We start from the raw sequence: 23,134 nt of genomic DNA, 5'->3' as shown, positions 1-23,134 counted from the left end.
GACGACAGGTTAAGAGCGATGAGACTACCTGATCATCTTCGGCCCAGGATCCGGCGCCGCCACGTCGATCACCCGCATCTGCACGCGCTCGGCACCCTGCCAGCGATCGACGGTCAGTGAGCCCGCTACATGCACGGGCTGACCGCGCAGCTCCTGCAATGCATTGCCGAGCTTCTGTCCGACCGAGCGAAACGCGATGCCGTTGACCATGGCGCCGTCCGACGCCTTGAAGCGCAGCCGCAGATGCGCCTGCCCGACTTCATCGACATAAGCGAGCTGATGCGCCGGCAGCGCAATCACCGGCTCGGGATTGGCCTGCCCGAACGGGCCGGCGCGATTGAGCGTGTTCACAAGATCCGTCGTGACGCCGCGCGCAGTGACAGCGCCATCGATGAACAGTTCTTTCTCGTTGCGTGACTTGCCGACATCGGCTGCCAGCGCGCTTTCGATATAAGCGCGGAATTCGCCGAGCCGTTCCTTGCGTAGCGTGATGCCCGCGGCCATGGCGTGGCCGCCACCTTTCATCAGAAGCCCATCGGCAACAGCTTGCCGCACGGCTTTGCCGAGATCGACGCCGGAGATCGAACGACCGGAGCCGGTGCCGATGCCGCCGGGCTCCAGTGCAATGGCGAACGCCGGGCGCGCGAACTTTTCCTTCAAGCGCGATGCGACAAGGCCAACTACGCCGGGATGCCAGCCTTCGCTGGCCGTCACGATCACGGAGCCTTTGTCTTCGAGCCCCAGTGACGCCAGAGCCTCGGCCTCGGCTTGCGCTTCCGCAGCCTGTTCGATCACGCGGCGTTCGATGTTCAGCCGATCGAGTTCGGCAGCGATCTTAGCGGCCTCGGAAATATCGCCTTCGAGCAACAGCCGCACGCCGAGATCGGCGCGCCCGATCCGGCCGCCGGCGTTGATGCGTGGCCCCAGCATGAAACCGAGATGCCATGCTTCCGGCGGACCGTTCAAACGCGCCACATCCATCAGCGCGGTGTGCCCGATGTGATCGCGGCGACGCAATGCGATGAGACCTTTGGCGACAAAGGCGCGGTTCAGGCCGATCAGTGGAGCCACGTCGGCAACAGTGCCCAGGGCCACGTGATGCAGCATGCCCAAAAGATCCGGCTCCGGCATCTCGGCGGTCCAGAAGCCGCGCTTGCGCAATTCGCGATTGACAGCGACCAGCGTAATCAGCACGAGACCCACGGCGGCGAGATGACCGAGACCGGAAATATCGTCGAGCCGGTTCGGATTCACCACGGCATCGACGTCAGGCAGCTCCTCGCCGGTCTGATGGTGATCGATGACGACCACGGACATACCGAATTTCTTGGCCTCGGCCAGCGGTTCGAAGCTCGTCGTGCCGCAATCGACAGTCACGAGCAGCGTGGCGCCCTTGCCGGCCAGCGCCCTGATGGCATCCACATTGGGGCCGTAGCCCTCGAAGATGCGATCGGGAATGTGAATCTGCGGATCGAGCCCGCAATGGCGGAGATGCCAGGCCAGCAGTGCAGACGACGTCGCGCCGTCGACGTCGTAGTCGCCGAAGATCGCCACCTTCTCCCCGCGCTGCGCCGCATCCGCAATGCGCTTTGCCGCCGCTTCCATCTGCGTGATGGTGAACGGATCCGGCATCAGCTTGCGGATGGTGGGATCGAGAAAGTCTTCGACCGCGTCGAGCTCGATATTGCGGCCGGCGATGACCCGCGCCAACATTTCCGGCAATTGAAAACGCTGCACCATGGCCAGCGCCCGCGCCGCCCCGCGCTGGTCCACCCGGTCACGCCAGATCCGCCCGGTGGCGGATTCGGTGACGCCGAGAAAGGCCTGCTGGGATTCGACGGGAATTATGGTCGGTGACGTCATGGGATCAGCAATAGGCCGCGCAGCCGCTTTCGGCAAATCTCAGGCCGTCAGCAGCCCATCCGCTTCGCCAGATCGTTGAAATCATCAGCCACCACGTCCCACGGGCCCTCGGCCTTGAAGTCGCGGTTCTGATGCGGACCATATTCAGTGACGCGCGGCACGAAGGCGGTCTTGAGGCCGAGTTTGTGCGCGGCATCGAGATCGCTGTTATGAGCGGCGACCATCATGACTTCCGCAGGCTTGAGATTGAGCAGCGCGGCCGCGCCGAGATAGGCCTGCGGATCGGGCTTGTAGTGTTCGAACAGTTCCGCGCTCATGATCAGGTCCCATGGCAGGCCCGCGAATTTCGCCATGTTGGTGAGCAGCGCGACATTGCCGTTCGACAACGGGCTGATGACATATTTTGTCTTCAGCCTGGTCAGGCCGCTCACCGAATCCGCCCACGGATGCAGCCGGTGCCAGCCGAGTGTCATATAATGCAGATCGTTGTCCGAGAGCCCGTTGATGCCGAACTTGGCGACCAGCACATCGAGTGACTGCCGATGCAGCGTATCGAGTTTGACGAAACCGCGCTCGGGATGATGGCGCACCACGTCCATCGACGGCATATAGGCCTGCCGCCAGGCATCGACGAGCGCAGTCCAGTCTGCGGTGATGCCGCGCGCTTTGCCGAACGCGGTACAGTCAGCAATCAGGCTGGAACGCCAGTCAACCACGGTGCCGAACACGTCGAACACCAGAGCCTTGACGTTATCGGTCTCGCTCATGGTCTCATCCCCATTTTGTTTTCTTGGTTTTTGGTTCGATTAATCCGAGCGCATGTTGGCGCGCTCGGATTGCCTTTAATCAGAGTATCTTCCGGTACTGCATAAATCCGGAATTGTCCGCGACCTGATCGTAGAGAATTCTGGCCTGCGCATTCTCGTTCTGGGTCAACCAATGCACGCGGCTGCAGCCGTCAGCCTTGGCCTTTGCATAAACCGCTTCGATCAGAGCGCGGCCGACGCCAAGTCCCCGCGCGCCATTGTCGACGAACAGGTCCTGCAAATAGCAGTAATTGCCGGGCGTCCAGGATGAGCGGTGATACAGGAACTGCACGATGCCGGTGAGCTTGCCGTCCACATAGGCGCCGAGCAGGAACATCTGCTCGTTGGCGTCATGGAAACGCTTCCACGCGGTATCGGTCGCGGCCTGTGGCAGCGTCGCCTTGTAGAACGTCAGATAGCCCTGCCACAGAGGTTCCCAGGCAGCCCGTTCATCGGGGCCGACCGGGCGGATGTCAACATTCGCCTTCGCCATGTGACCGAACTCAATCCAGGTGGAATTTTTCGAGCTGGCGATGCTCGCCCTTGATGATACGCACGGTGCCGGTCACCGAACGCATCACGATGGTCTCGGTCTCGATGACGTCGCCGCGGAACTTGACGCCCGACAGCAATGCGCCGTCGGTGACACCAGTGGCGGCAAACAGGCAGTCGCCCTTCGCCATGTCCTCGATGCCATAGATCATCTTCGGATCGGTGACACCCATCTTCAGCGCACGCTCGCGCTTCTCATCGGTATCGAGGATCAATCGGGTCTGCATCTGGCCGCCGATGCAGCGCAGTGCTGCGGCCGCCAGCACGCCTTCCGGTGCTCCGCCAATGCCAAGATAGATGTCGATGCCAGATTTGGCGGGATCGGTGGTGTGGATGACACCGGCGACGTCGCCGTCCGGAATGAGACGCAGTGCCGCTCCGGTCGAGCGGATCGCTGCAATCAATGCTTCGTGCCGCGGCCGCTCAAGCACGAGGGCGGTGATCGCCGACACCGGCACGCCCTTGGCCTTGGCGAGGCGCTTGATGTTCTCTTCCGGCGATGCGTCGATGTCGATCACGTTCTTGGCGTAACCCGGACCAATCGCGATCTTGTCCATATAGACGTCGGGCGCGTGCAGCAGTGTGCCGCCGTCGGCCATCGCCATGGTGGCGATCGAGCCCGGCATGTCCTTGGCGCACAGTGTCGTACCTTCCAGCGGGTCGACGGCAATATCGACCTTCGGGCCGGCATTGATGCCGACCTTTTCGCCGATATAGAGCATCGGCGCTTCGTCGCGCTCGCCCTCGCCGATCACGATGGTGCCGTCGATCGGCATCTTGTTGAGCTCGCGGCGCATCGCATCGACCGCTGCCTGATCGGCCGCCTTCTCCTGCCCATGACCACGCAGCCGCGCAGCCGACACCGCCGCGCGCTCGGTCACACGAACGATCTCCAGCGTCAGAATGCGCTCGAGCAGTTGCTGCGGCGGGACGGTAATATGGGTCGACATTGGCGGGCTCCTTCTACGGTGGGACGAATGTCCCCGTACAACTCTCAACGCGTGGATTTAGTTCTTCTCGATCCGGATAACCTGCGGCTTGCCCGATATCACCTTGTCGCTCTGTACGGCCTGGAGGGCGCGGCGCATCGCGTCCTCGGTGGTGGCATAGGTGATCAGGATAACAGGCACCGGTGACGATTTCGTGCTCTTGCCAACCGGCTCGATGCGGCCATTCGGATGGCGCTGCACGATCGACTCCAGCGAGATCTTCTGCTCGGCCAGACGCGTTGCGATGCGTGCGGCCGTGCCGGCAAGATCGCGCGCCATCAAGCGGATGTAATAACCACCTTCATGGCGCTCCATCGGAGCCTTGGTGGTGGTCTTGAGCTTCTCAACCGGCCGACCGAACGGCAGCGCGCGCACATTACGTGCGACATCGGCGATATCGGCAAGAACTGCAGACGCCGTCGCGGCGCCGCCAGCGCCGGGACCGACCAGCGTGATCGGCGCAATGCCTGCGCCGTCAACCGTGACAGCGTTGGTGACGCCCATGACCTGCGCAATGGAGGATGACAGCGGCACCATGGTCGGATGCACGCGTTGTTCGATGCCAGTTGCGGTGCGCATGGCAACGCCCAGCAGCTTCACACGATAGCCAAGCTCTGCAGCAGCACGCAGATCTTCAGCCGCGATGGACGAAATGCCCTCGACTGACACTGCGCTCTGCGCGACCTTGGTCCCGAATGCGAGGCTGGCGAGAATGGCCAGCTTCTGCGCCGTGTCGTGGCCATCGACGTCGAAGGACGGCTCGGCCTCGGCGTAGCCAAGCCGCTGCGCGTCTTTAAGGCATTCCTCGAAGGACAGGCCCTCCAGCTCCATCCGTGACAGGATGTAGTTACAGGTGCCGTTGAGAATACCGTAGACGCGATTGATATCGGTGCCGACGAGACCTTCGCGGATGGTCTTGATGATGGGAATGGCGCCAGCGACGGCGGCCTCGTAGTTCAGCGCGCCGCCGTTCTTCTCGGCCGATGCCGCGAGCTTCAAACCATGCTTGGCGATCAGTGCCTTGTTCGCGGTCACGACCGACTTGCCAGCGCGCAGCGCCGCCTCGATCGACGACAGCGCGGGATCGCCGACACCGCCCATCAATTCAACGAAACACTCGACTTCCGGATGCTGCGCAACCGCGAGCGGATCCTTCATCCAATCGATGCCGCGCAGATCGACGCCGCGCTTCTTGGTCTTGGAGCGCGCGGTGACAGCAACTACTTTGACGCCACGACCGCAGCGCGCGGCCAAAATCGAGTTCTGCTGTTCGATGAGACGGACAACTTCGGCACCAACGGTGCCGAGTCCCGCGATACCCACTTTGAGGGGTGCGATCATTAAGCTTCAGACCTGTCGGAATTCTTGTTGAGCGATGACCGGTCCGAAAACCGGTTGCCGGTTTTCGGGATCACGCCTATCGCCGGTTGACGAGAGGAACCACGTTGTGCAACGTTTCGAGACCGCTTTCAAGGAAGCGGCGAATGCCGCGGGCAGCCTGGCGAATGCGCTGCTCATTCTCGACCATCGCGATGCGGACGTAACCCTCGCCATGCTCGCCGAAGGCGACGCCGGGAGATACCACCACGCCGGACTTTTCAACGAGAAGCGTTGCAAACTGCATGCTGCCGACTTCGCGGAATTTCTCCGGGAGCGGCGCCCAGGCGAACATCGATGCCGAGGGCGGCGGAATGTCCCAACCGGCGCGGCCGAAAGACTCCACCATCGCGTCGCGACGTTTGCGATAGACGTCGCGCATCTCGCGAATGCAGTCGTCGGGGCCGTTCAGCGCCGCAGTGGCCGCGACCTGCACGGGCGTGAAGGCGCCGTAGTCGAGATAGGATTTCACCCGGGTCAGCGCGGCAATGATGCGCTCGTTGCCGACCGCAAAGCCCATGCGCCAGCCGGCCATCGAGAAGGTCTTCGACATCGAGGTGAATTCGACGGTGACGTCCATCGCGCCCGGTACCTGCAGCACCGAGGGCGGCGGGTTCTTGTCGTCGAAATAGACCTCGGCATAAGCGAGATCCGAGAGGATGTAGATCTCGTGCTTCTTCGCGAAGGCCACGAGGTCCTTGTAGAAATCGAGGCTCGCCACCTGCGCCGTCGGGTTCGACGGATAGCAGACGATCAGCGCGATCGGCTTCGGGATCGAATGGATGATGGCGCGCTCGACGGCAGCGAAGAAATCCGGCGTCGGCTCCGACGGCACCGAGCGGATCACGCCGCCGGCCATCAGGAAGCCGAAGGCATGGATGGGGTAGCTTGGATTCGGGCACAGCACGACGTCGCCGGGCGCGGTGATCGCCTGGGCGACGTTGGCGAAGCCTTCCTTGGAGCCCAGCGTCGCCACCACCTGAGTGTCGGGATTTAGCTTCACGCCAAAGCGGCGCTCGTAATAGCCGGCCTGGGCCTTGCGCAGGCCGGTGATGCCCTTCGAAGCCGAATAGCGGTCGGTGCGCGGCTTGCCCAGGGTCTCCTTGAGCTTCTCGATCACATGTGGCGGGGTCGCCAGATCCGGATTGCCCATGCCGAGGTCGATGATATCGGCGCCAGCGTTCCGCGCAGCGGCCTTGGCCCGGTTGACCTGTTCGAACACATAGGGCGGCAATCGGCGGATGCGGTAGAATTCTTCCATGGGATCGGGCTCCAGAACCGCTTCAGCATGCGGTTGAATCGTTTCTTTTTATCACGGAAGCCCGGTGACACCAGTCACGACGGGCAGTTTTGACTATTTGGCGGCCGGTTTGGCCGGCAGCACGACGGCCTGGCGATCGCGGGCGGCAGTCAGTTCGGCCTGCATCTTGGCCTGGTCCGCCGGCGCCATGGCGGTGCCTTCGCGGGTGGTCGGGAGGTCGTGAACCGGCAAATAGGTGCCCACCTCGGCCGGACGCGCCGGAGCGCCTGCGGGTGTGCCCACCATGGGCATGTCGGCGATGGTCGAGGCGCAGCCGCCAAGAGGAAAGCCAAGGCCCAGCGCCAACAGGGCGGCGGTTGCCACTGCCCGTGCGCCGCGACCATCGATGAATGTGCCTCTACGCGTCACACCACAACCCTACATCGCATTAGAATCGATTTTATCCCTATCGCAGCGCACCATCCAACCAATCTGGTCACAAACGATTAACGCCGGGAGAACAGGATGTAGGCTTGGATCTTCAATATGACGGAAGCAAGACCTTTGACGCGGTGCAGCACATCGAATCCTGCGGCAATCCGCGAACTGTGCCATCATCGATTTGCGTGGCGACGTACCGTTGCCCGACTGGAATGAAGCTGTTGTTGCGCCATGACCGAAGTTGCCACCGACGCCAAGGCTGCTGAAAACAAGACCTCGGGCGACAAGACCGATAAGCCGTTCAATCCCGAAGCTTTTGCGCTCAACATAGCCAAGGCGATGGAGAATGGCGGCAAGGCGCTGGCCGCCTATCTGCAGCCGCGCCAGACCGGCGAGACCGGCGACAAGCCGCCAAGCGAGCTGACAGAGCTGATCAAGACCTTCAGCATCGTCGCCAATTACTGGCTGTCCGACGACAAGCGCGCCGCCGAATTGCAGATGAAACTCGGCAAAGCCTATCTCGACCTCTGGGGCTCGGCGATGCGCCGGATGGTCGGCGAAGCCGGCTTGCCCGCTATCGAGGCACCGCCGCGCGACAAGCGCTTCAGCGATCCCGAGTGGAAATCGAACCAGTTCTTCGATTTCGTCATGCAGGCCTATCTGCTCACCACCCAATGGGCCCACGACCTCGTCAAGAATGCCGAGGGGCTCGATGCACATACCCGCAAGAAGGCGGAGTTCTACGTCCAGCAGATCACTAATGCGCTGGCGCCGTCGAACTTCGTGCTGACCAATCCGGAAGTGCTGCGCGAGACCGTGATGTCGAACGGCAGCAATCTGATGCGCGGCATGACCATGCTTGCCGAGGATATCGAGGCCGGCAAAGGCTCGCTGCGCATTCGCCAGTCCGATCCAAAGAATCTCGAAGTCGGCGTCAACATGGCGACGACGCCGGGCAAGGTGATTTTCCAGAACGAGGTGATGCAGCTGATCCAGTATCAGCCGGCAACCGAGAACGTGCTGCGCACGCCGCTGCTGATCGTGCCGCCCTGGATCAACAAGTTTTATATCCTCGATCTCAAGCCCGAGAAATCCTTCATCAAGTGGGCCGTCGATCAGGGCGTCTCGGTGTTCGTGATTTCCTGGGTCAACCCCGACAAGCGCCTCGGCGCAAAGACCTTCGACGACTATATGAAGGAAGGCCCGCTGACCGCGATGGACGTGATCGAGCAGGTCACCGGCGAGATGACCATGCATACCATCGGCTATTGCGTCGGCGGCACCCTGCTAGCCTCGACGCTGGCCTGGCTCGCCGAGAAGCGCCGTGTCCGCGTGGCGTCGGCGACGTTCCTCGCAGCACAGGTGGATTTCACCCATGCCGGCGACCTTATGGTGTTCGTCGACGAGGATCAGATCTCGGCGCTGGAAAAGGACATGCAGGCGGCAGGCGTGCTGGAAGGCAGCAAGATGGCCATGGCCTTCAACATGCTGCGCTCCAACGACCTGATCTGGTCCTACGTGGTCAACAACTACCTCAAGGGCAAGCCGCCTTCGGCCTTCGATCTGCTGCACTGGAATTCCGATGCGACGCGGATGCCGGCGGCGAACCATTCGTTCTATCTGCGCAACTGCTATCTCGAGAACAAGCTCTCGACCGGCAACATGATCCTCGACAACACCCGGCTCGATCTCTCCAAGGTCAAGGTGCCCGTCTACAATCTCGCCACCCGCGAGGACCACATCGCGCCGGCACAATCGGTGCTCTACGGCTCGCAATTCTTCGGCGGCCCGGTGAAATACGTGTTGTCCGGCTCCGGCCATATCGCTGGCGTGGTCAATCCACCAGCCTCCGGCAAGTACCAGTACTGGACCAACGACAACGCCCACGCCACCGATCTCGCCGACTGGATGAAGACCGCGCAGGAACATGCTGGCTCGTGGTGGCCGAACTGGCGTGAATGGCTCTCCGGCATCGATGGTGAGGAAATTCCTGCCCGCCATGTCGGCACCGACGCATTCCCCGCGCTGGAAGACGCCCCCGGCAGTTATGTGCGGGTGCGGGCGTAACGACCCGCCTCCCCCGCGCTTGCTTGGCGTCGTCACAGCAAACGTCTATGATTTCAGCCGGGACGCGTCGCATCCGCTTGCGGCGCGTGTGTTTTGCATGACCATCTCCGCGTTTTCCGCGGGAATTTCGATTGAAAGGATACCCGGATGACGCGCGAATTGTTCTGGCTGACGCTGACCGTGATTCTCACCGGCCTGCTCTGGGTGCCTTATATGCTGAACCGCATCATGGTCCGCGGTGTCACCGGCGTCATGGCCAATCCGACGCGTACCGACAGGCCGCAGGCTGAATGGGCTAACCGGATGATGTTCGCCCATGACAACGCCGTCGAGAATCTCATCATCTTCGCGCCGCTGGTGCTGATCCTGAATGCCGCCGATGTCTCGACCCCGACCACTGTTCTGGCCTGCGCGGTTTATTTTTGGTCGCGCGTGGTGCATCTGATCGTCTACACGCTCGGCCTGCCGATTTTCCGCACGCTGGCCTTCGTGGTCGGCTTCATCGCCCAGGCGATCCTCGCCGTCGCGATCCTGCGGATTCCGTACTAACGCTTCTTCTCGCCAGATTGATCTGCAATGAACCACGCTGCCCCAAGTCTTGATCTCGTCGTCAAGGAAATTGTCGACGAGATGGCGCAGCGAACGGACCGCGGCGACGTCGCGAGCTATATTCCGGAACTGGCGGGTGTCGATCCCAACCAGTTCGGTCTTGTGGTCATCGATGCCGATGGCCAGGTTGCAGCCGGCGGCGATGCCGATGTGCCGTTCTCGATCCAGAGCATCTCGAAAGTCTTCACGCTGACGCTGGCACTCGGCATGGTCGGCGACCGGCTCTGGAAACATGTCGGCCGCGAGCCGTCGGGTAATCCGTTCAACTCCATCGTCCAGCTCGAACGCGAGCGCGGCGTGCCGCGCAATCCCTTCATCAATGCCGGCGCCATCGCCGTCACCGACGTCATCCTGTCCGGCCATCAGCCGCGCGAGGCCATTGGCGAAATCCTGCGTTTCATGCAGTTTCTGTCCGGCGACAGCTCCATCGTGATCGATGAAACCGTTGCCGTGTCCGAGAAACGCACCGGCTTTCGTAACACCGCGCTCGCCAATTACATGAAGTCGTTTGGCGTGGTCGAAAACCCCGTCGACTTCACGCTCGGCGTCTATTTCCACCACTGCGCGATCGCGATGTCGTGTCGGCAGTTGGCCATGGCGACGCGCTACCTCGCTTATTCGGGCCGCAATCCGTCGACCGGACTCTCGGTGGTGTCGTCGGAGCGCGCGCGTCGTATCAACGCGCTGATGCTGATGTGCGGCCATTATGACGGTTCGGGTGAGTTCGCCTATCGCGTCGGCCTGCCCGGCAAGAGCGGCGTCGGCGGGGGCATTATCGCGGTCGCGCCCGGCAAGGCGTCGATCGCAGTCTGGGCGCCGGGTCTCGACAAGCACGGCAATTCGCATCTCGGCCGCATTGCACTCGAGGCGCTCACGAAACGGCTCGGCTGGTCGATCTTCGGCGTCTGACGCCAACCGGTTTCCGGTCATGAAAAAGGGCTGAAACATCGCGTTTCAGCCCTTGATCGTCGTCGATAAACCGCGCCTGGGGCGGCGAACCTTGCTTTCGACCAGGCACCGTCAATGTTCGTAGGTCCGGTTGGCTTCCTGGATGGCAGCCTCGTGGTACCAGCTGTCATAGTCGGCCACGGTTTTCACGGTTGAGGCACGCAGGTCCAACGGCTTGCTGAGCCGTCCCCGCGGGCCAACCGATGCACGGCCACCAACCGGGAATTGGTAGATTTTAGCGGTATGGGGGTGATGCGTTTGAGATGTCGGCATCGCTTCTCTTCCTTCCTCTGATCTATTTTTTCCTTTCGGATCATCATTGTAACAGAGGCGCCCTTCTTTTGTGCCGACTGCCTCGTAAGAAGCATCCAAATGGCTACAATATGCGCACTCGATGGACATGCGCTTTGGGCGCGCAGGTTTTGAAGCCGCCTAAGCAGCGCCTGACCTCTCATTTGAGCGTCTGAAAGGCAGAAAAGTTCCGGTCGAAAATAGCCTGCAAGGGAATTGGGCAGCCGGTATTTTCGCGCGCGGCCGAATTCTTCGGAAAAATCCACGAATCCGGACCGATTCCCGGCCTCCGACGCCCTCTCCAGACAGCGAATGACAGCCCCGTTGGGGACGCGCCGCACTTTTCGTCACAAAAGCGTTGCACCGCGACAAGTTGGCATACTACGTGCTTTATATGCAGCGCCGCTGGGGGCGGATTTTGCGTCCGCCCGCCGGCAAGCTCAGGGCTCACGCCCTACGCATCGCCAACTCATGAGAGACCCGCATGACAAAGTATAAGCTCGAGTATATTTGGCTCGACGGTTACACGCCGGTTCCGAACCTGCGTGGCAAGACGCAGATCAAGGAATTCGAAGATTTCCCGACCCTCGAACAGCTCCCGCTGTGGGGCTTCGACGGTTCGTCGACCATGCAGGCCGAAGGCCACAGCTCCGATTGCGTGCTGAAGCCGGTTGCGATCTATCCGGATGCGGCCCGTGAGAACGGCGCCTTGGTGATGTGCGAAGTCATGATGCCGGATGGCGTCACCCCGCACTCGACCAACAAGCGCGCCACCATTCTCGACGATGCCGGCGCTTGGTTCGGTTTCGAACAGGAATACTTCTTCTACGAGAATGGCCGTCCGCTCGGTTTCCCCGAGGATGGCTATCCCGCGCCGCAGGGCCCCTACTACACCGGCGTCGGCTTCAAGAACGTCGGCTCAATTGCCCGCGAGATCGTCGAAGAACATCTCGACCTCTGCCTCGAAGCCGGCATCAACCACGAAGGCATCAACGCCGAAGTGGCGAAGGGCCAGTGGGAATTCCAGATCTTCGGCAAGGGCTCCAAGAAGGCCGCTGACGAAATGTGGATCGCGCGTTACCTGCTGCTCCGTCTGACGGAGAAGTACGGCATCGACATCGAATTCCACTGCAAGCCGCTCGGCGATACCGACTGGAATGGCTCGGGCATGCACGCCAACTTCTCGACCGAATATATGCGTACGGTCGGCGGCAAGGCTTACTTCGAAGCTTTGATGGCCCAGTTCGACAAGAACCTGATGGACCACATCAACGTGTACGGCCCGGACAACGACAAGCGTCTGACCGGCAAGCACGAGACGGCTCCGTGGAACAAGTTCAGCTACGGCATCGCGGACCGCGGCGCCTCGATCCGCGTCCCGCACTCCTTCGTCAAGAATGAGTACAAGGGCTATCTGGAAGACCGTCGCCCGAACTCCCAGGGCGACCCCTACCAGATCGCTTCGCAGATCCTGAAGACCATCTCGGAAGTCCCGACCGCCAAGTCGGCTGCCGCGTAAGCGTCACTTACAGATCGAAAACGAACGGCCCGAACGCAAGTTCGGGCCGTTTTGTTTGGCCCCTGCGTCCTTTCGCCGCCTTAGAGGATTGGACAAGAGATCGGCAGGATCGGTCTAACGCCGGGCGTGCGACATGCCCCAATGCTTATCTGCTGTCGCAACATTCACGCGGCGAGAAAAACAGGGAGAAGCGATCATGTCATATCGAACGACCGCTTTCGTTGCGGCTTTCTGCGTGCTGGCATCCACGGCAAGCCTTCGCGCAGAGACGACGGAAGAACGCCTGCGACGCGGCGACGAGGTTGTTCGATCGCTCAATGCCGGCAGCAGCCAGCCGACCCTCGAAGGCCTGCGCGCCGAATTTCCCTTTCTCGCCGATGCGATCACGGGCTACGCACTCGGCGACGTCTGGGCCCGGCCGGTTCTCGACGCGCGCACGCGACAACTCGCAGCCGTCGCCGCTTTCGCGGCGCTGGGGCATCGGCCGTTCATGAAGATCCATGCGAACTACGCGCTCAACGCCGGCGTGAAAGAGGACGAGCTGAAGGAGATCGTCTATCTGACGACCGTCCATGCGGGTTTCCCGCGCGCCATTGAGGCGGCGCAGACACTGAGTGAGCTGTTCAAGGAGCGCGCACAAAGGCCGGGATCGGCGAAGTGACAAGAGCATAGAAAAAAGGCCCGAACGCAAATTCGGGCCTTTTCTGTTGTCTCTCGCTGTCGTCACCCGGCCTGTAATGCGGGCCGAGGTGTATGCGCGCTCTTTACGGGAACATCGCCGGCTGATCGATGCCCAGCGTCTCGGCAAAGCCAAGCACCAGATTCATGTTCTGCACCGCCTGCCCCGATGCGCCCTTGGTAAGATTGTCGAGCGTCGAGACGATGATGGCGCGGCCCGGGATACGGTCAGCGGCAACGCCGATGAAGGTCATGTTGGAGCCGCGCACATGCCGCGAATGCGGCGTCTTGCCGAATGGCAGGATGTGCACGAACGGCTCCTTCTCATACTGCTTCACCAGCACCTCGTGGAGATCCTGCGCCGTCTTGCCGCGTCGGCCTCGCACATAGATGGTCGAGAGAATGCCGCGGTTCTGCGGCAAGAGATGTGGCGTGAAGCTGACAACAACCTCCTTGCCGGCAGCCTTCGAGAACTCCTGATCGAGCTCCGCCATGTGCCGGTGATGGCCGACGCCATAGGCGTTGAAGCCTTCGGACACTTCCGAGAACAGCATCTCTTCCTTGGCGGAACGCCCTGCTCCGGTCATGCCGGACTTGGCATCGATCACGATCTCGTCGGTCTCGATGGCGCGCGCCTTCAACAGCGGCACCAAAGGCAGGATCGCGCATGATGTGTAGCAGCCGGGATTGGCGATGAGCCGCGCCTTCTTGATGTCGCGCCGATAGATCTCGACGAGGCCGTAGACGGCTTCCTTCTGCAGCTCCAGCGCATGATGCTCGTGGCCGTACCACTTGGCATAGGCTGCCGCATCCTCAAGCCGGAAATCGGCAGAGAGATCCACCACCTTGGTCTCGGGCGCCTTGGCCAGAAGATCCTGCAGCACCTTCTGCGTCGTCGCATGCGGCAGCGCGCAGAACACCAGGTCGAGGCCAATGGTCGTCCAGTCGACCGAGTCGATGCTCACAAGCGTCGGCAGCTCATAGGGTGCGAATTGCGGGAACACATCGCCCATCGCCTGCCCGGCGCGCCGGTCGGCCGTCAGCAGCACGAGCTCGACCTTGGGATGACGCAGCAGCAGTCGCACCAGTTCGGCGCCGGTGTAACCGGACGCACCGAGAATGCCGATTTTCCTCTTCGTGCTCATCCCATAAATCCTTCGGCCTCAGCCATAGCAGTCAATTGTGTCGTCTCTTCCGCAAACAAATGCGGCCGCAATTTGCGCATCGCATTTGAAATCTCGAACGCGGCAGGCTCCGGCCGCAGCGCCAGTGCGCTCATGACAGCCAGATGATCGGCATCTGACTTGTGCTGGTTGAGCTTGGAGCTACCCTCCACCTCGTCCACTGTCATCACCACACCGACGATCGCCTTTTTCATCGCCTCAAGCCGCCCCGCCGCCATCTTATCGGAGGTCCAGGGCTTCTTCGGCGCCAGTCGTGTTTCGAACCTTGCGCTCAGCGCGTCAAGATGCGGGCCCAGTTCACCACCCGACAGAATGCGCACCGGTCCGGTGAGATGGACCGCCTGATAGAGCCAGGTCGGCACCTGATCGGGCGATACGTACCAGTCGGCCGACACATAGGCATCAGCGCCCAGGATGGCCATGGCCCATGGCGTCACGCCGTCTGCGAGCTTGAGTAGCGGATTTTGTCGCACAAGGTGAAAGGCCAGACGCGGCGTGCCGTCATTGCCGTAGTCGAGGCAGAAAGGCACCGCGGAGGCAATCGGCTTCCTACCATCGAAGGCGCAGACCGTGCCGAAGCCGCGCACGTCCGCAAACGCAAGTGCGTCGGTCCGGTCGGTCTGAAATTTGGGCGGCGTATACATGACGGGCTCCTTCCTGAGTGAAGGCCGCCGGATGGGTCGCGCTGCTGTTTGGGAGAAAGACTGCCGCGGACCATATCCGGCGGCAGTGAGAGATCGAAACGCTTATGCGCGCATATCTCCACCTGCCGCGAGAATGCGGCGGCGGCGGGCGATGATGCTGGTCGCAAGGTTGATCATGGGCGCGGTCATAGGGCCGCGCCCGCGATCCGTCAAGATCACCAGAGCACGACCTCAGAGAACTGGGCTCCACGGCGCCGGCACGACGCGGTAGCCGTTGCCATCCTTCTCGACGAAACCGTTGGCCGGGAACGGATAGTGGAAGCCTTGCACCCGCATCCTGTCGGCGACCAACATGTCATAGACCTTGCGGCGGGTGGCTTCGGCCTGCACCGGATCCTGGTCGAAATTCACGTGCCAGCCGGGATTGGCGGCGAATAGCGCCGGAAGGTTGGTGACGTCCGACTGGATGAAGACCTTGTCCGATCCGGACGACAGCACATAGGACGTATGACCCGGCGTGTGCCCGATCGAGGCGACAGCCAGCAGCCCCGGCGCGACGTCCTTGCCCCATTCATAGGGCGTAACCTTCTTCTTCAACCCGGCCTCGAACACCCGCCGATTGTTCTTGAACAGACCGGTCATGCGATCGCCGGTGGCACGGCTCATCTCACCGTCGTCCATCCAGAACTTCCACTCCGCTGCCGGCACCAGCACTTCGGCATTGGGAAACGCCAGCGCGCCGTCCGCCGTCAGCAGGCCGTTCACATGATCGCCATGGAAGTGCGAGATCACGACCATGTCTATCATCTTTGGATCGATCCCTGCCGCCGTCATGTTGGTAATGAACTGACCGACATTGCCCTTGCTACTGGCATAGGCGCCCGGCCCGTTGCCCGTGTCGATCACCACCAGCTTGCCACCGGTGTTGATCACCAGTGGCGCATAGAAGTTGGTGATCTGATCTTTCGGCAGAAATGACCTGGCGAGCGCGTCATTGATATCATCGCGTTTGGCGTTGGAAATATAGGTATCGGCCAGCGGAAACGTCGCCGCACCATCGGAGATGGCGTTCACCTGGATATCACCGACCTTGTAGCGATAGAAACTCGGCGCCTGCTTATCGGCCGGCGGTGCGGATGCCTTTGCCGGGGCCGATGAAAGCAGTGGCGTCGCTGCGAGCGCGGCGGCGCCCGCCAGTGCGTTTCGTCGTGACAAATCCATAAGTCTTCTCCCCCCGCTTTGCATGGTCGCTGTTGGCGCGACTCCGGCGCAGAGACTGGCACGACGCACCGACGGAGGCGACGGGTCTTTACGAGGCCAGCCGGCCTGCACCGCAGCGCTGGCCGGGAATTTTGCCAGGCTTCGTTTAGATCACCGGGCTCCATGGGGCCGGCACCAGCCGATAACCGTTGCCATCCTTCTCGACGAAACCGTTGGCCGGGAATGGATAGTGGAAGCCCTGCACACGCATCTTCTCGGCCACCAGCATGTCATAGACCTTGCGGCGCGTGGTTTCCGCCTGCGCCGGGTCCTGGTCGAACATCAGATGCCAGCCGGGATTGGTGACGAACAGCGACGGATGGTTGGTGACGTCGGACTGAATGAACAGCTTGTCGCTGCCGGACGACAGCACGAACGACGTGTGGCCCGGCGTATGGCCGACCGACTCCACGGCGAGCAGGCCCGGCGCGACGTCCTTGCCCCACTCATAGGGCGTGACCTTCTTCTTCAGCCCATCGTTGAAGAGCTTGCGGTTGCTGGCGAACAGCCCCTTCATGCGGTCATTGGCAGCCTTGGCCATCTCGCCATCGTCGTTCCAGTACTTCCACTCGGCTGCCGGGACGAGGACTTCGGCATTCGGAAAAGCCGGCGTGCCATCGGCGGCTAGAAGCCCATTCACATGATCGCCGTGGAAATGCGAGATGATGACCATATCGACGTTCTTGGCGTCGATGCCGGCGGCGACCATGTTGTTGGCGAACTGGCCGACATTGCCCTTGGTCGCAGCGAGGGCTCCGGGGCCGTTGCCCGTATCGATCACCACCAGCTTGCCGCCAGTGTTGATGACCAGCGGCGCAAAGTGGATGGTCATCTTGTCCTTCGGCAGGAAGGCCTTGTCGAGCGCGGCGTTGACCTCATCCTTCTTGGCGTTGAGCACGAAAGTGTCAGCCAGCGGAAAGGTGTTGGCGCCGTCGGAAATCGCGTTCACCTGCGCATCGCCGACCTTGTAGCGATAGAAGCTCGGCGCCTGCTTGTCGGCCGGCGGAGCGGAGGCTTTGGTAGAGCTTGTGGTGAGCAATGGAGATGCGGCGAGCGCAGCGGCTCCGGCAAGGGCGTGGCGGCGTGACAGGTCCATGATGTTCTCCGGGGTGAAGCAGTGACAGGCGGGGGCTGGCGGAACTATCTACCAGCGTTCGATGACTTCTGCGAGATGTCGCGGCATGCAGACACCGCGACATGTCAGCCCGTTGAACACCCGGACACAGCGGTTATTCCCCGTCGAACTACTTCAGCCTCCAGAGCCATTCCACGGTCATCGACAGGCCGTCGCCGAACAGCAGAAGTACGCCCGCCCAGATAAAGGCCGAGGTGAAGTTGGCGACTTGGAAACGCCAATACGGCATTTCGAAAATGCCGGCGGCCAGCGGCACCGAGGCCCGCAATGGGCCGAAGAAGCGGCCGATATAAATGCTGGGCACGCCCCATTTCTGGACGAAGGCTTCGCCGCGCGGAAGCAACTCAGGGAATTTGGACAGCGGCCATATCTGGGCGACCTGGTCCTTGTACTTGAAGCCGAACCAATAGGAGAGCCAGTCGCCGAGTGCCGCGCCGAGAGCGCCGGCAATCAACACCGGCCAGAAGCTGATGCCGCTCGCGCCGACCAGTGCGCCGATGGCCACCAGCGCGCCCCAGGCTGGCAGCAGCAGGGAGATGAAAGCGAGCGATTCCCCGAAGGCCAGCAGCAGGACGATCGGCGCCGCCCAGACCTGGTTCTGGCGCACGAATTCGATCAGCCCGTGCATCCAGCCTTCCATATGGAGAGTGTCCCTTTACGGCTCTGGCCCGGCCTGATTGGCCGCGAACCGCTTTAACCTTCAAACGCCCGCGACAGGTAATCCGGCGGCACCGATCACATCAAGTCACAACATCTGAGGGCCGATAGCCGGAGTACGGGTGCTCACCGGTAAATTTGAACCTTTTCCTGGCCTCTGCGTCCAAAGTCGGAGACCGGCCTACCCAATAGTAACTCCGTACCGCCATTGGGCTGACTTCCCGCCCGGCTGTCAAAATCAAGAACGCGAAGGACTGAAGATGATCGGATCGCTTATGATGTGCGTGAGTGCGCTGGTATTGCTGATCGGCATGGTCGCCGGCATCGTAATGGGCATTCGCCAGGACTTCCTGCTGAGCCCCGCGCATGCGCATCTCAACCTCGTTGGCGGTGTGCTGCTGTTCCTGTTCGGGTTGTATTACCGCCTGATTCCCGCGGCCGGACGCTCGCTACTGGCCAAGGTCCAGGGCACGACGCACATCGTCGGCGGCATCATGTTCCCCGTCGGCATCGGCATCACCCTGCTCGCCAACCACGCCTATATCGCTATTCCAATCATCGGTTCACTGATCATGCTCGCGGCCATGGCCCTGTTCGTGGTGATTGTGCTACGCACCGAGCGCTCTGGCACGGCCGCATGAGCCCCGAGGTCGCAGCCACATTGCCAACCTGAACGTGGCATAGTCACAGCAATGATTCGCCGCGCTTTGCGCGGCGCCAACCGAGACAAAACTTTAAGACATATGGCCAAGGCACAGAAATCAAACGTAAAAGCTGATCTTTTTGGTAGCGCCAGCGCGCCAAAATCGGCTGCGGCACCGAAGGCGTCCACCCGCTCCGCTAATGCCGAAGACGGCTATACGGCCGCGGACATCGAGGTCCTCGAAGGCCTCGAGCCGGTCCGGCGTCGCCCGGGCATGTATATCGGCGGCACCGATGAAAAGGCGCTGCATCACCTGTTCGCCGAAGTGATCGACAACTCGATGGACGAGGCGCTGGCCGGCCATGCGACCTTCATCGAGGTGGAACTCACCGCCGACGGCTTCCTGTCGGTGTCGGACAACGGCCGCGGCATCCCGGTCGATCCGCATCCGAAACATCCGAAGAAGTCTGCCCTCGAAGTCATCATGTGCACGCTGCATGCCGGCGGCAAATTCGACTCCAAGGTCTACGAGACATCAGGCGGTCTGCACGGCGTCGGTGTCTCCGTGGTCAACGCCCTCTCCTCGCTGCTCGAGGTCGAGGTCGCGCGCAACCAGCAGCTCTACAAGATGACGTTCGCCCGCGGCATTCCACAGGGCAAGCTTGAGGATCTCGGCAAGGTTCATAACCGCCGCGGCACCCGCGTGCGCTTCAAGCCGGATACCGACATCTTCGGCGCCAAGGCAGCCTTCAAGCCGCAGCGCCTGTTCAAGATGGCACGCTCCAAGGCCTATCTGTTCGGCGGCGTGAAGATCCGCTGGAAGTGCGATCCGGAACTGCTCAAGGGCCTCGAGGACACTCCGGCCGAGGACGAATTCCACTTCCCCGGCGGCCTCAAGGACTATCTTGCCGCGGCGATCCATGCCGATACGCTGGTGCACCCGGAAATCTTCTCCGGCAAGTCTGGCCGCAACGGCGCCCATGGCGCCTGCGAATGGGCTGTGGCGTGGACCGCGGACGCCGACGGCTTCATGTCGTCCTATACCAACACCGTGCCGACGCCCGATGGCGGCACCCATGAAGCCGGCATGCGCAGCGCCATGCTGCGCGGGTTGAAGGACCACGCCGAGCGCGTCGGCCAGGGCAAGCGCGCCGGCACCATCACCTCGGAAGACGTGATGGTCGGCGCCGCCGTGATGCTCTCGGTATTCGTGCGCGAGCCGGAATTCCAGGGCCAGACCAAAGATCGTCTCGCCACCGCCGAAGCCCAGAAGATCGTCGAACAGGCCATCAAGGATCCGTTCGACCACTGGCTGTCCGGCAATCCCGTGCAGGCCAACAAGCTGCTCGAATTCGTGCTCGAGCGCGCCGACGAGCGTCTGCGCCGCCGCGCCGAAAAGGAAACCTCGCGCAAGACCGCGGTGAAGAAGCTGCGCTTGCCCGGCAAGCTCGCCGACTGCACCAACACGGCCACCGAGGGCTCCGAACTGTTCATCGTCGAGGGCGACTCGGCAGGTGGCAGCGCCAAGCAGGCGCGCGATCGCAAGACGCAGGCGATCCTGCCGCTCCGCGGCAAGATCCTCAACGTCGCCTCGGCGACCAAGGAAAAGCTGACGGCCAACGCGCAGATATCAGACCTGATGCAGGCAATCGGCGCCGGCACCGGCGCGCATTACCGCGAAGAAGACCTGCGCTATTCACGCATCATCATCATGACCGATGCCGATGTCGACGGCGCTCACATCGCGTCATTGCTGATCACCTTCTTCTACCGGCAGATGCCGAAGATGATCGATGAAGGGCATCTCTATCTCGCGGTGCCGCCGCTCTACCGCCTCACCCATGGCAGCAAGACCGTCTATGCGCGCGACGACGCACACAAGGATGCGTTGCTGAAAAGCGAATTCAACGCCAATGCCAAGGTCGACGTCGGCCGCTTCAAAGGCCTCGGCGAAATGATGCCGGCGCAGCTGAAGGAAACCACCATGGACCCGGCGCGCCGCACTTTGCTGCGCGTGCAGCTGCTGCCGGAAGACCGCGACGGCACTGCCGACTCCGTTGAGCGCCTGATGGGCACCAAGGCGGAAGCGCGCTTTGCGTTCATTTCGGATAAGGCCGAATTCGCCAACGAGGAATTGCTGGACGTCTAAGAGCTCGTTTCTCGGACGCGCTCACGCTTCAGAAATCATCCGGCGCGTGCCGGGAGCGATCTTTTATTCCCTGCGTAGTCACCGTCCCTCGCGGCTCGGCGTGCGTACGCCAGCGATCAGGATATCGACCAGCCGCTTCGCGCTGGCTTCCCAGTTCGGGCCGGCGCTGACATTGGCCACGCCGGCCAGCGCCCGCAACATGTCGAGCGGATCGAGATCAAGGCGGATGTAGCCATCGGCAACGGCGCGGTCGACCAGCATGGCCATCGCAGTTTTGATCTGCGCGCCAGCATCCGCATAGAGGTCCGACGTGCCGCCGACAATCGAGCCCAGCACGCCCGCCATCAATTGCTTGGTCGCTATGTGATCGACGAAGATTCGCATCCAGGCGCGCAAGGCTTCCACCGGGGGATGGGTGGCGGCAAGTTCTGCGGCGGCTTCGGCAAGTCGCTGGGTCTCGTCGCGGTAGACCGCCTCGACCAGCGCGTCACGGGTCGGGAAGTGGCGATACAACGTCCCGATTCCAACGCCCGCGAGCCGCGCGATCTCCTCAAGACCGGCGGCCTCCCCCTTTTCAGCGAATGTCGCCTTTGCCGTTTCCAGCAATCGTTGACGGTTGCGCTGGGCGTCGATCCGGGGTCCGCGAACGGCTTTCGGTTTGGCCTCCTGTGCCATTTTACGGTCACTCCTTGATAAGCGGAGGGAGCCTCCGTATTTAAACGGAGGCGGCCTCCACTTATACTCTCAAAGCGCGGTTCGACAAGGCTCGATCGGCTCGGAGGCGCGTCGTGCCCAACATAAGGAGTTCTCCATGGCTGCACCTTTCAATGCCACTTCCACCACCGACGATGTCCTTGCCGGCGTCGATCTCCGCGGCAAGCGCATTCTGGTCACCGGCGTCTCGGCCGGGCTCGGCGTCGAGACGGCGCGCAGCCTTGCTGCCAGGGGCGCGCAGGTGGTTGGAGCAGCCCGCGATCTCGCCAAGGCGGAAGCTGCGACCGCACAAGTGCGCGCCGATGCCGCCGCCGGTGGTGGCCTCGAACTGATCGCACTCGATCTCGGCTCGCTGGCCAGTGTCCGCGCCTGCGCCGACGCGCTGGTCGCGGCGGGCCGCCCATTCGACCTGGTGATCGCCAATGCCGGCGTGATGGCGCCGCCATTCGGCCTCACCGTGGACGGCTTCGAGACCCAGTTCGGCACGAACCATCTCGGTCACTTCGTATTGGTCAACCGTATCGCGTCACTGCTGTCGCCTACCGCGCGATTGGTCAACGTCGCCTCGTCCGGCCATCGCTTCGCCGACGTCGATCTCGATGATCCCAACTTCACCAAGGGCTCCTACGAGCCGTTCATCGGCTACGGCCGTTCGAAAACCGCCAACATCCTGTTCGCCGTCGAGTTCGACCGGCGGCACCGGGCACGTGGCGTGCGTGCCACCGCACTGCATCCCGGCGGCATCAAGACAGAACTCGGCCGCCATATGGGCGAAGCAACGATCGATGCCATGCTCGACGGCATCAATGCTGAGCTTGCTGCCGAGGGTAAACCGCTGTTTCAATGGAAGACCATTCCGCAAGGCGCTGCAACTTCGGTGTGGGCCGGCGTGGTCGCCAGCGCGGACGAGATCGGCGGCCGCTATTGCGAGAACTGCCACGTCTCGGAGATCGTCGACGGGCTGATCAATCCGGCCAGCGAAGGCGTGCGCGCTTACGCGCTCGATGCCGAACGCGCCAAGGCGCTATGGGCCAAGAGTGAGGAAATGGTTGGCGAGCGCTTCTGATCGCGCCTATCGAGAATGAACAGCGGCGACGAGCCAACAGTTGGCTCGTCACCGCCGCAGCTGGCGCTTGAAACCTTTGGCTCCGTTCATTGTATCTATCCCATGCGCGCACCATTCCTCACCCTCGGCATTCTCGCATTCCTCATCGGCACCCTCTGGATCGGCCAGGGCACCGGGTTCGTGAACTGGCCGAAATCCAGCTTCATGATCAGCCAGATGCAGTGGGTCTATTACGGCGCAGCTCTCGCCGCGGTCGGCGTCGGCCTGATAGGACTCGGTCTCGCGCGGCGCTGACGCCCTCT

23 protein-coding genes are annotated in these 23,134 nt (G+C 62.1%); 9 read left to right on the top strand and 14 right to left on the bottom strand.

Going from position 1 to position 23,134, the window contains the following annotated elements; all coding sequences use genetic code 11:
• Positions 1-24: 24 nt before the first annotated feature.
• The 7 genes from recJ to AB8A38_RS04430 form a co-directional block, all read right to left on the bottom strand.
• Positions 25-1,863, bottom strand: coding sequence for a single-stranded-DNA-specific exonuclease RecJ (gene recJ / locus AB8A38_RS04460; protein WP_439085118.1), 1,839 nt, complete (start codon positions 1,861-1,863; stop codon positions 25-27).
• A gap of 47 nt (positions 1,864-1,910) precedes the next feature.
• On the bottom strand, positions 1,911-2,630 hold the full coding sequence (locus AB8A38_RS04455) for a haloacid dehalogenase type II (protein ID WP_439085117.1): 720 nt from the start codon (positions 2,628-2,630) through the stop codon (positions 1,911-1,913).
• 79 nt (positions 2,631-2,709) lie between these two features.
• On the bottom strand, positions 2,710-3,162 hold the full coding sequence (locus AB8A38_RS04450; RefSeq protein ID WP_439085116.1) for a GNAT family N-acetyltransferase: 453 nt from the start codon (positions 3,160-3,162) through the stop codon (positions 2,710-2,712).
• A gap of 10 nt (positions 3,163-3,172) precedes the next feature.
• Positions 3,173-4,171: a class II fructose-bisphosphatase gene (glpX, locus tag AB8A38_RS04445; RefSeq protein WP_068736567.1), complete on the bottom strand. Its 999-nt coding sequence runs from the start codon at positions 4,169-4,171 to the stop codon at positions 3,173-3,175.
• Positions 4,172-4,228: 57 nt separating this feature from the next.
• On the bottom strand, positions 4,229-5,551 hold the full coding sequence (locus AB8A38_RS04440; protein ID WP_439085115.1) for a homoserine dehydrogenase: 1,323 nt from the start codon (positions 5,549-5,551) through the stop codon (positions 4,229-4,231).
• A gap of 76 nt (positions 5,552-5,627) precedes the next feature.
• Positions 5,628-6,848: an LL-diaminopimelate aminotransferase gene (locus AB8A38_RS04435; protein ID WP_439085113.1), complete on the bottom strand. Its 1,221-nt coding sequence runs from the start codon at positions 6,846-6,848 to the stop codon at positions 5,628-5,630.
• Positions 6,849-6,941: 93 nt separating this feature from the next.
• A complete protein-coding gene (locus tag AB8A38_RS04430) occupies positions 6,942-7,256 on the bottom strand; it encodes a hypothetical protein (protein WP_439085112.1) in 315 nt (104 codons plus the stop codon).
• 243 nt (positions 7,257-7,499) lie between these two features.
• Here AB8A38_RS04430 and AB8A38_RS04425 point away from each other — a divergent pair, with 243 nt between their 5' ends.
• From AB8A38_RS04425 to AB8A38_RS04415, 3 genes are all read left to right on the top strand, one after another.
• A complete protein-coding gene (locus tag AB8A38_RS04425) occupies positions 7,500-9,335 on the top strand; it encodes a PHA/PHB synthase family protein (RefSeq protein WP_439085111.1) in 1,836 nt (611 codons plus the stop codon).
• 147 nt (positions 9,336-9,482) lie between these two features.
• Positions 9,483-9,884 carry an MAPEG family protein gene (locus AB8A38_RS04420; protein ID WP_439085110.1) on the top strand — a complete coding sequence of 134 codons (402 nt, stop codon included), beginning with the start codon at positions 9,483-9,485 and terminating at the stop codon, positions 9,882-9,884.
• A 27-nt stretch (positions 9,885-9,911) separates the two neighbouring features.
• The gene (locus AB8A38_RS04415) at positions 9,912-10,853 is read left to right on the top strand and encodes a glutaminase (protein WP_439085109.1); all 942 of its coding nucleotides are present in this window, start codon (positions 9,912-9,914) and stop codon (positions 10,851-10,853) included.
• Positions 10,854-10,964: 111 nt separating this feature from the next.
• Here AB8A38_RS04415 and AB8A38_RS04410 read toward each other — a convergent pair whose 3' ends face one another.
• Positions 10,965-11,165 (bottom strand): DUF2735 domain-containing protein, encoded by a 201-nt coding sequence (locus AB8A38_RS04410; RefSeq protein WP_089264166.1) that lies wholly within the window; start codon positions 11,163-11,165, stop codon positions 10,965-10,967.
• Between the two features lie 502 nt (positions 11,166-11,667).
• Between AB8A38_RS04410 and AB8A38_RS04405 the strand changes: the two genes are divergently transcribed.
• Positions 11,668-12,702, top strand: a complete 1,035-nt coding sequence (locus tag AB8A38_RS04405) for a glutamine synthetase beta-grasp domain-containing protein (RefSeq protein ID WP_089264165.1) — start codon at positions 11,668-11,670, stop codon at positions 12,700-12,702.
• A gap of 196 nt (positions 12,703-12,898) precedes the next feature.
• Positions 12,899-13,363: a carboxymuconolactone decarboxylase family protein gene (locus AB8A38_RS04400; protein ID WP_439085108.1), complete on the top strand. Its 465-nt coding sequence runs from the start codon at positions 12,899-12,901 to the stop codon at positions 13,361-13,363.
• A gap of 103 nt (positions 13,364-13,466) precedes the next feature.
• Here AB8A38_RS04400 and argC read toward each other — a convergent pair whose 3' ends face one another.
• From argC to AB8A38_RS04375, 5 genes are all read right to left on the bottom strand, one after another.
• The gene (gene argC / locus AB8A38_RS04395) at positions 13,467-14,525 is read right to left on the bottom strand and encodes an N-acetyl-gamma-glutamyl-phosphate reductase (protein WP_439085107.1); all 1,059 of its coding nucleotides are present in this window, start codon (positions 14,523-14,525) and stop codon (positions 13,467-13,469) included.
• On the bottom strand, positions 14,522-15,208 hold the full coding sequence (locus AB8A38_RS04390) for an FMN-binding negative transcriptional regulator (RefSeq protein WP_439085106.1): 687 nt from the start codon (positions 15,206-15,208) through the stop codon (positions 14,522-14,524). Before AB8A38_RS04390 ends, argC begins: the two co-directional genes overlap by 4 nt.
• Before the next feature lie 231 nt (positions 15,209-15,439).
• A complete protein-coding gene (locus AB8A38_RS04385; protein ID WP_439085104.1) occupies positions 15,440-16,429 on the bottom strand; it encodes an MBL fold metallo-hydrolase in 990 nt (329 codons plus the stop codon).
• 145 nt (positions 16,430-16,574) lie between these two features.
• Positions 16,575-17,564 carry an MBL fold metallo-hydrolase gene (locus tag AB8A38_RS04380; RefSeq protein WP_439085102.1) on the bottom strand — a complete coding sequence of 330 codons (990 nt, stop codon included), beginning with the start codon at positions 17,562-17,564 and terminating at the stop codon, positions 16,575-16,577.
• 148 nt (positions 17,565-17,712) lie between these two features.
• Complete coding sequence (locus AB8A38_RS04375) at positions 17,713-18,243, bottom strand: DedA family protein (protein WP_439085101.1); 531 nt, start codon at positions 18,241-18,243, stop codon at positions 17,713-17,715.
• Positions 18,244-18,520: 277 nt separating this feature from the next.
• Here AB8A38_RS04375 and AB8A38_RS04370 point away from each other — a divergent pair, with 277 nt between their 5' ends.
• Together AB8A38_RS04370 and parE are read left to right on the top strand one after the other, a co-directional pair.
• Positions 18,521-18,901, top strand: coding sequence for a hypothetical protein (locus AB8A38_RS04370; protein WP_439085100.1), 381 nt, complete (start codon positions 18,521-18,523; stop codon positions 18,899-18,901).
• A 102-nt stretch (positions 18,902-19,003) separates the two neighbouring features.
• Complete coding sequence (gene parE, locus AB8A38_RS04365; protein WP_439085099.1) at positions 19,004-21,052, top strand: DNA topoisomerase IV subunit B; 2,049 nt, start codon at positions 19,004-19,006, stop codon at positions 21,050-21,052.
• A gap of 78 nt (positions 21,053-21,130) precedes the next feature.
• Here parE and AB8A38_RS04360 read toward each other — a convergent pair whose 3' ends face one another.
• Positions 21,131-21,727, bottom strand: coding sequence for a TetR/AcrR family transcriptional regulator (locus tag AB8A38_RS04360; protein WP_439085097.1), 597 nt, complete (start codon positions 21,725-21,727; stop codon positions 21,131-21,133).
• A gap of 136 nt (positions 21,728-21,863) precedes the next feature.
• On the opposite strand from AB8A38_RS04360, the gene AB8A38_RS04355 reads away from it, so the two are divergent.
• Together AB8A38_RS04355 and AB8A38_RS04350 are read left to right on the top strand one after the other, a co-directional pair.
• A complete protein-coding gene (locus AB8A38_RS04355; RefSeq protein ID WP_315842307.1) occupies positions 21,864-22,832 on the top strand; it encodes an SDR family NAD(P)-dependent oxidoreductase in 969 nt (322 codons plus the stop codon).
• Positions 22,833-22,934: 102 nt separating this feature from the next.
• Entirely contained in the window at positions 22,935-23,126 is a 192-nt protein-coding gene (locus tag AB8A38_RS04350; RefSeq protein ID WP_315842308.1) for a hypothetical protein, read from the top strand.
• The last annotated feature ends 8 nt before the right edge of the window (positions 23,127-23,134 follow it).

The sequence above is a fragment of the Tardiphaga sp. 839_C3_N1_4 genome, assembly GCF_051811045.1.
Classification (GTDB): Bacteria; Pseudomonadota; Alphaproteobacteria; order Rhizobiales; family Xanthobacteraceae; genus Tardiphaga.
Note: the sequence above shows the minus strand (reverse complement) of the source record. Positions and strands in the feature narration are given on the sequence as shown.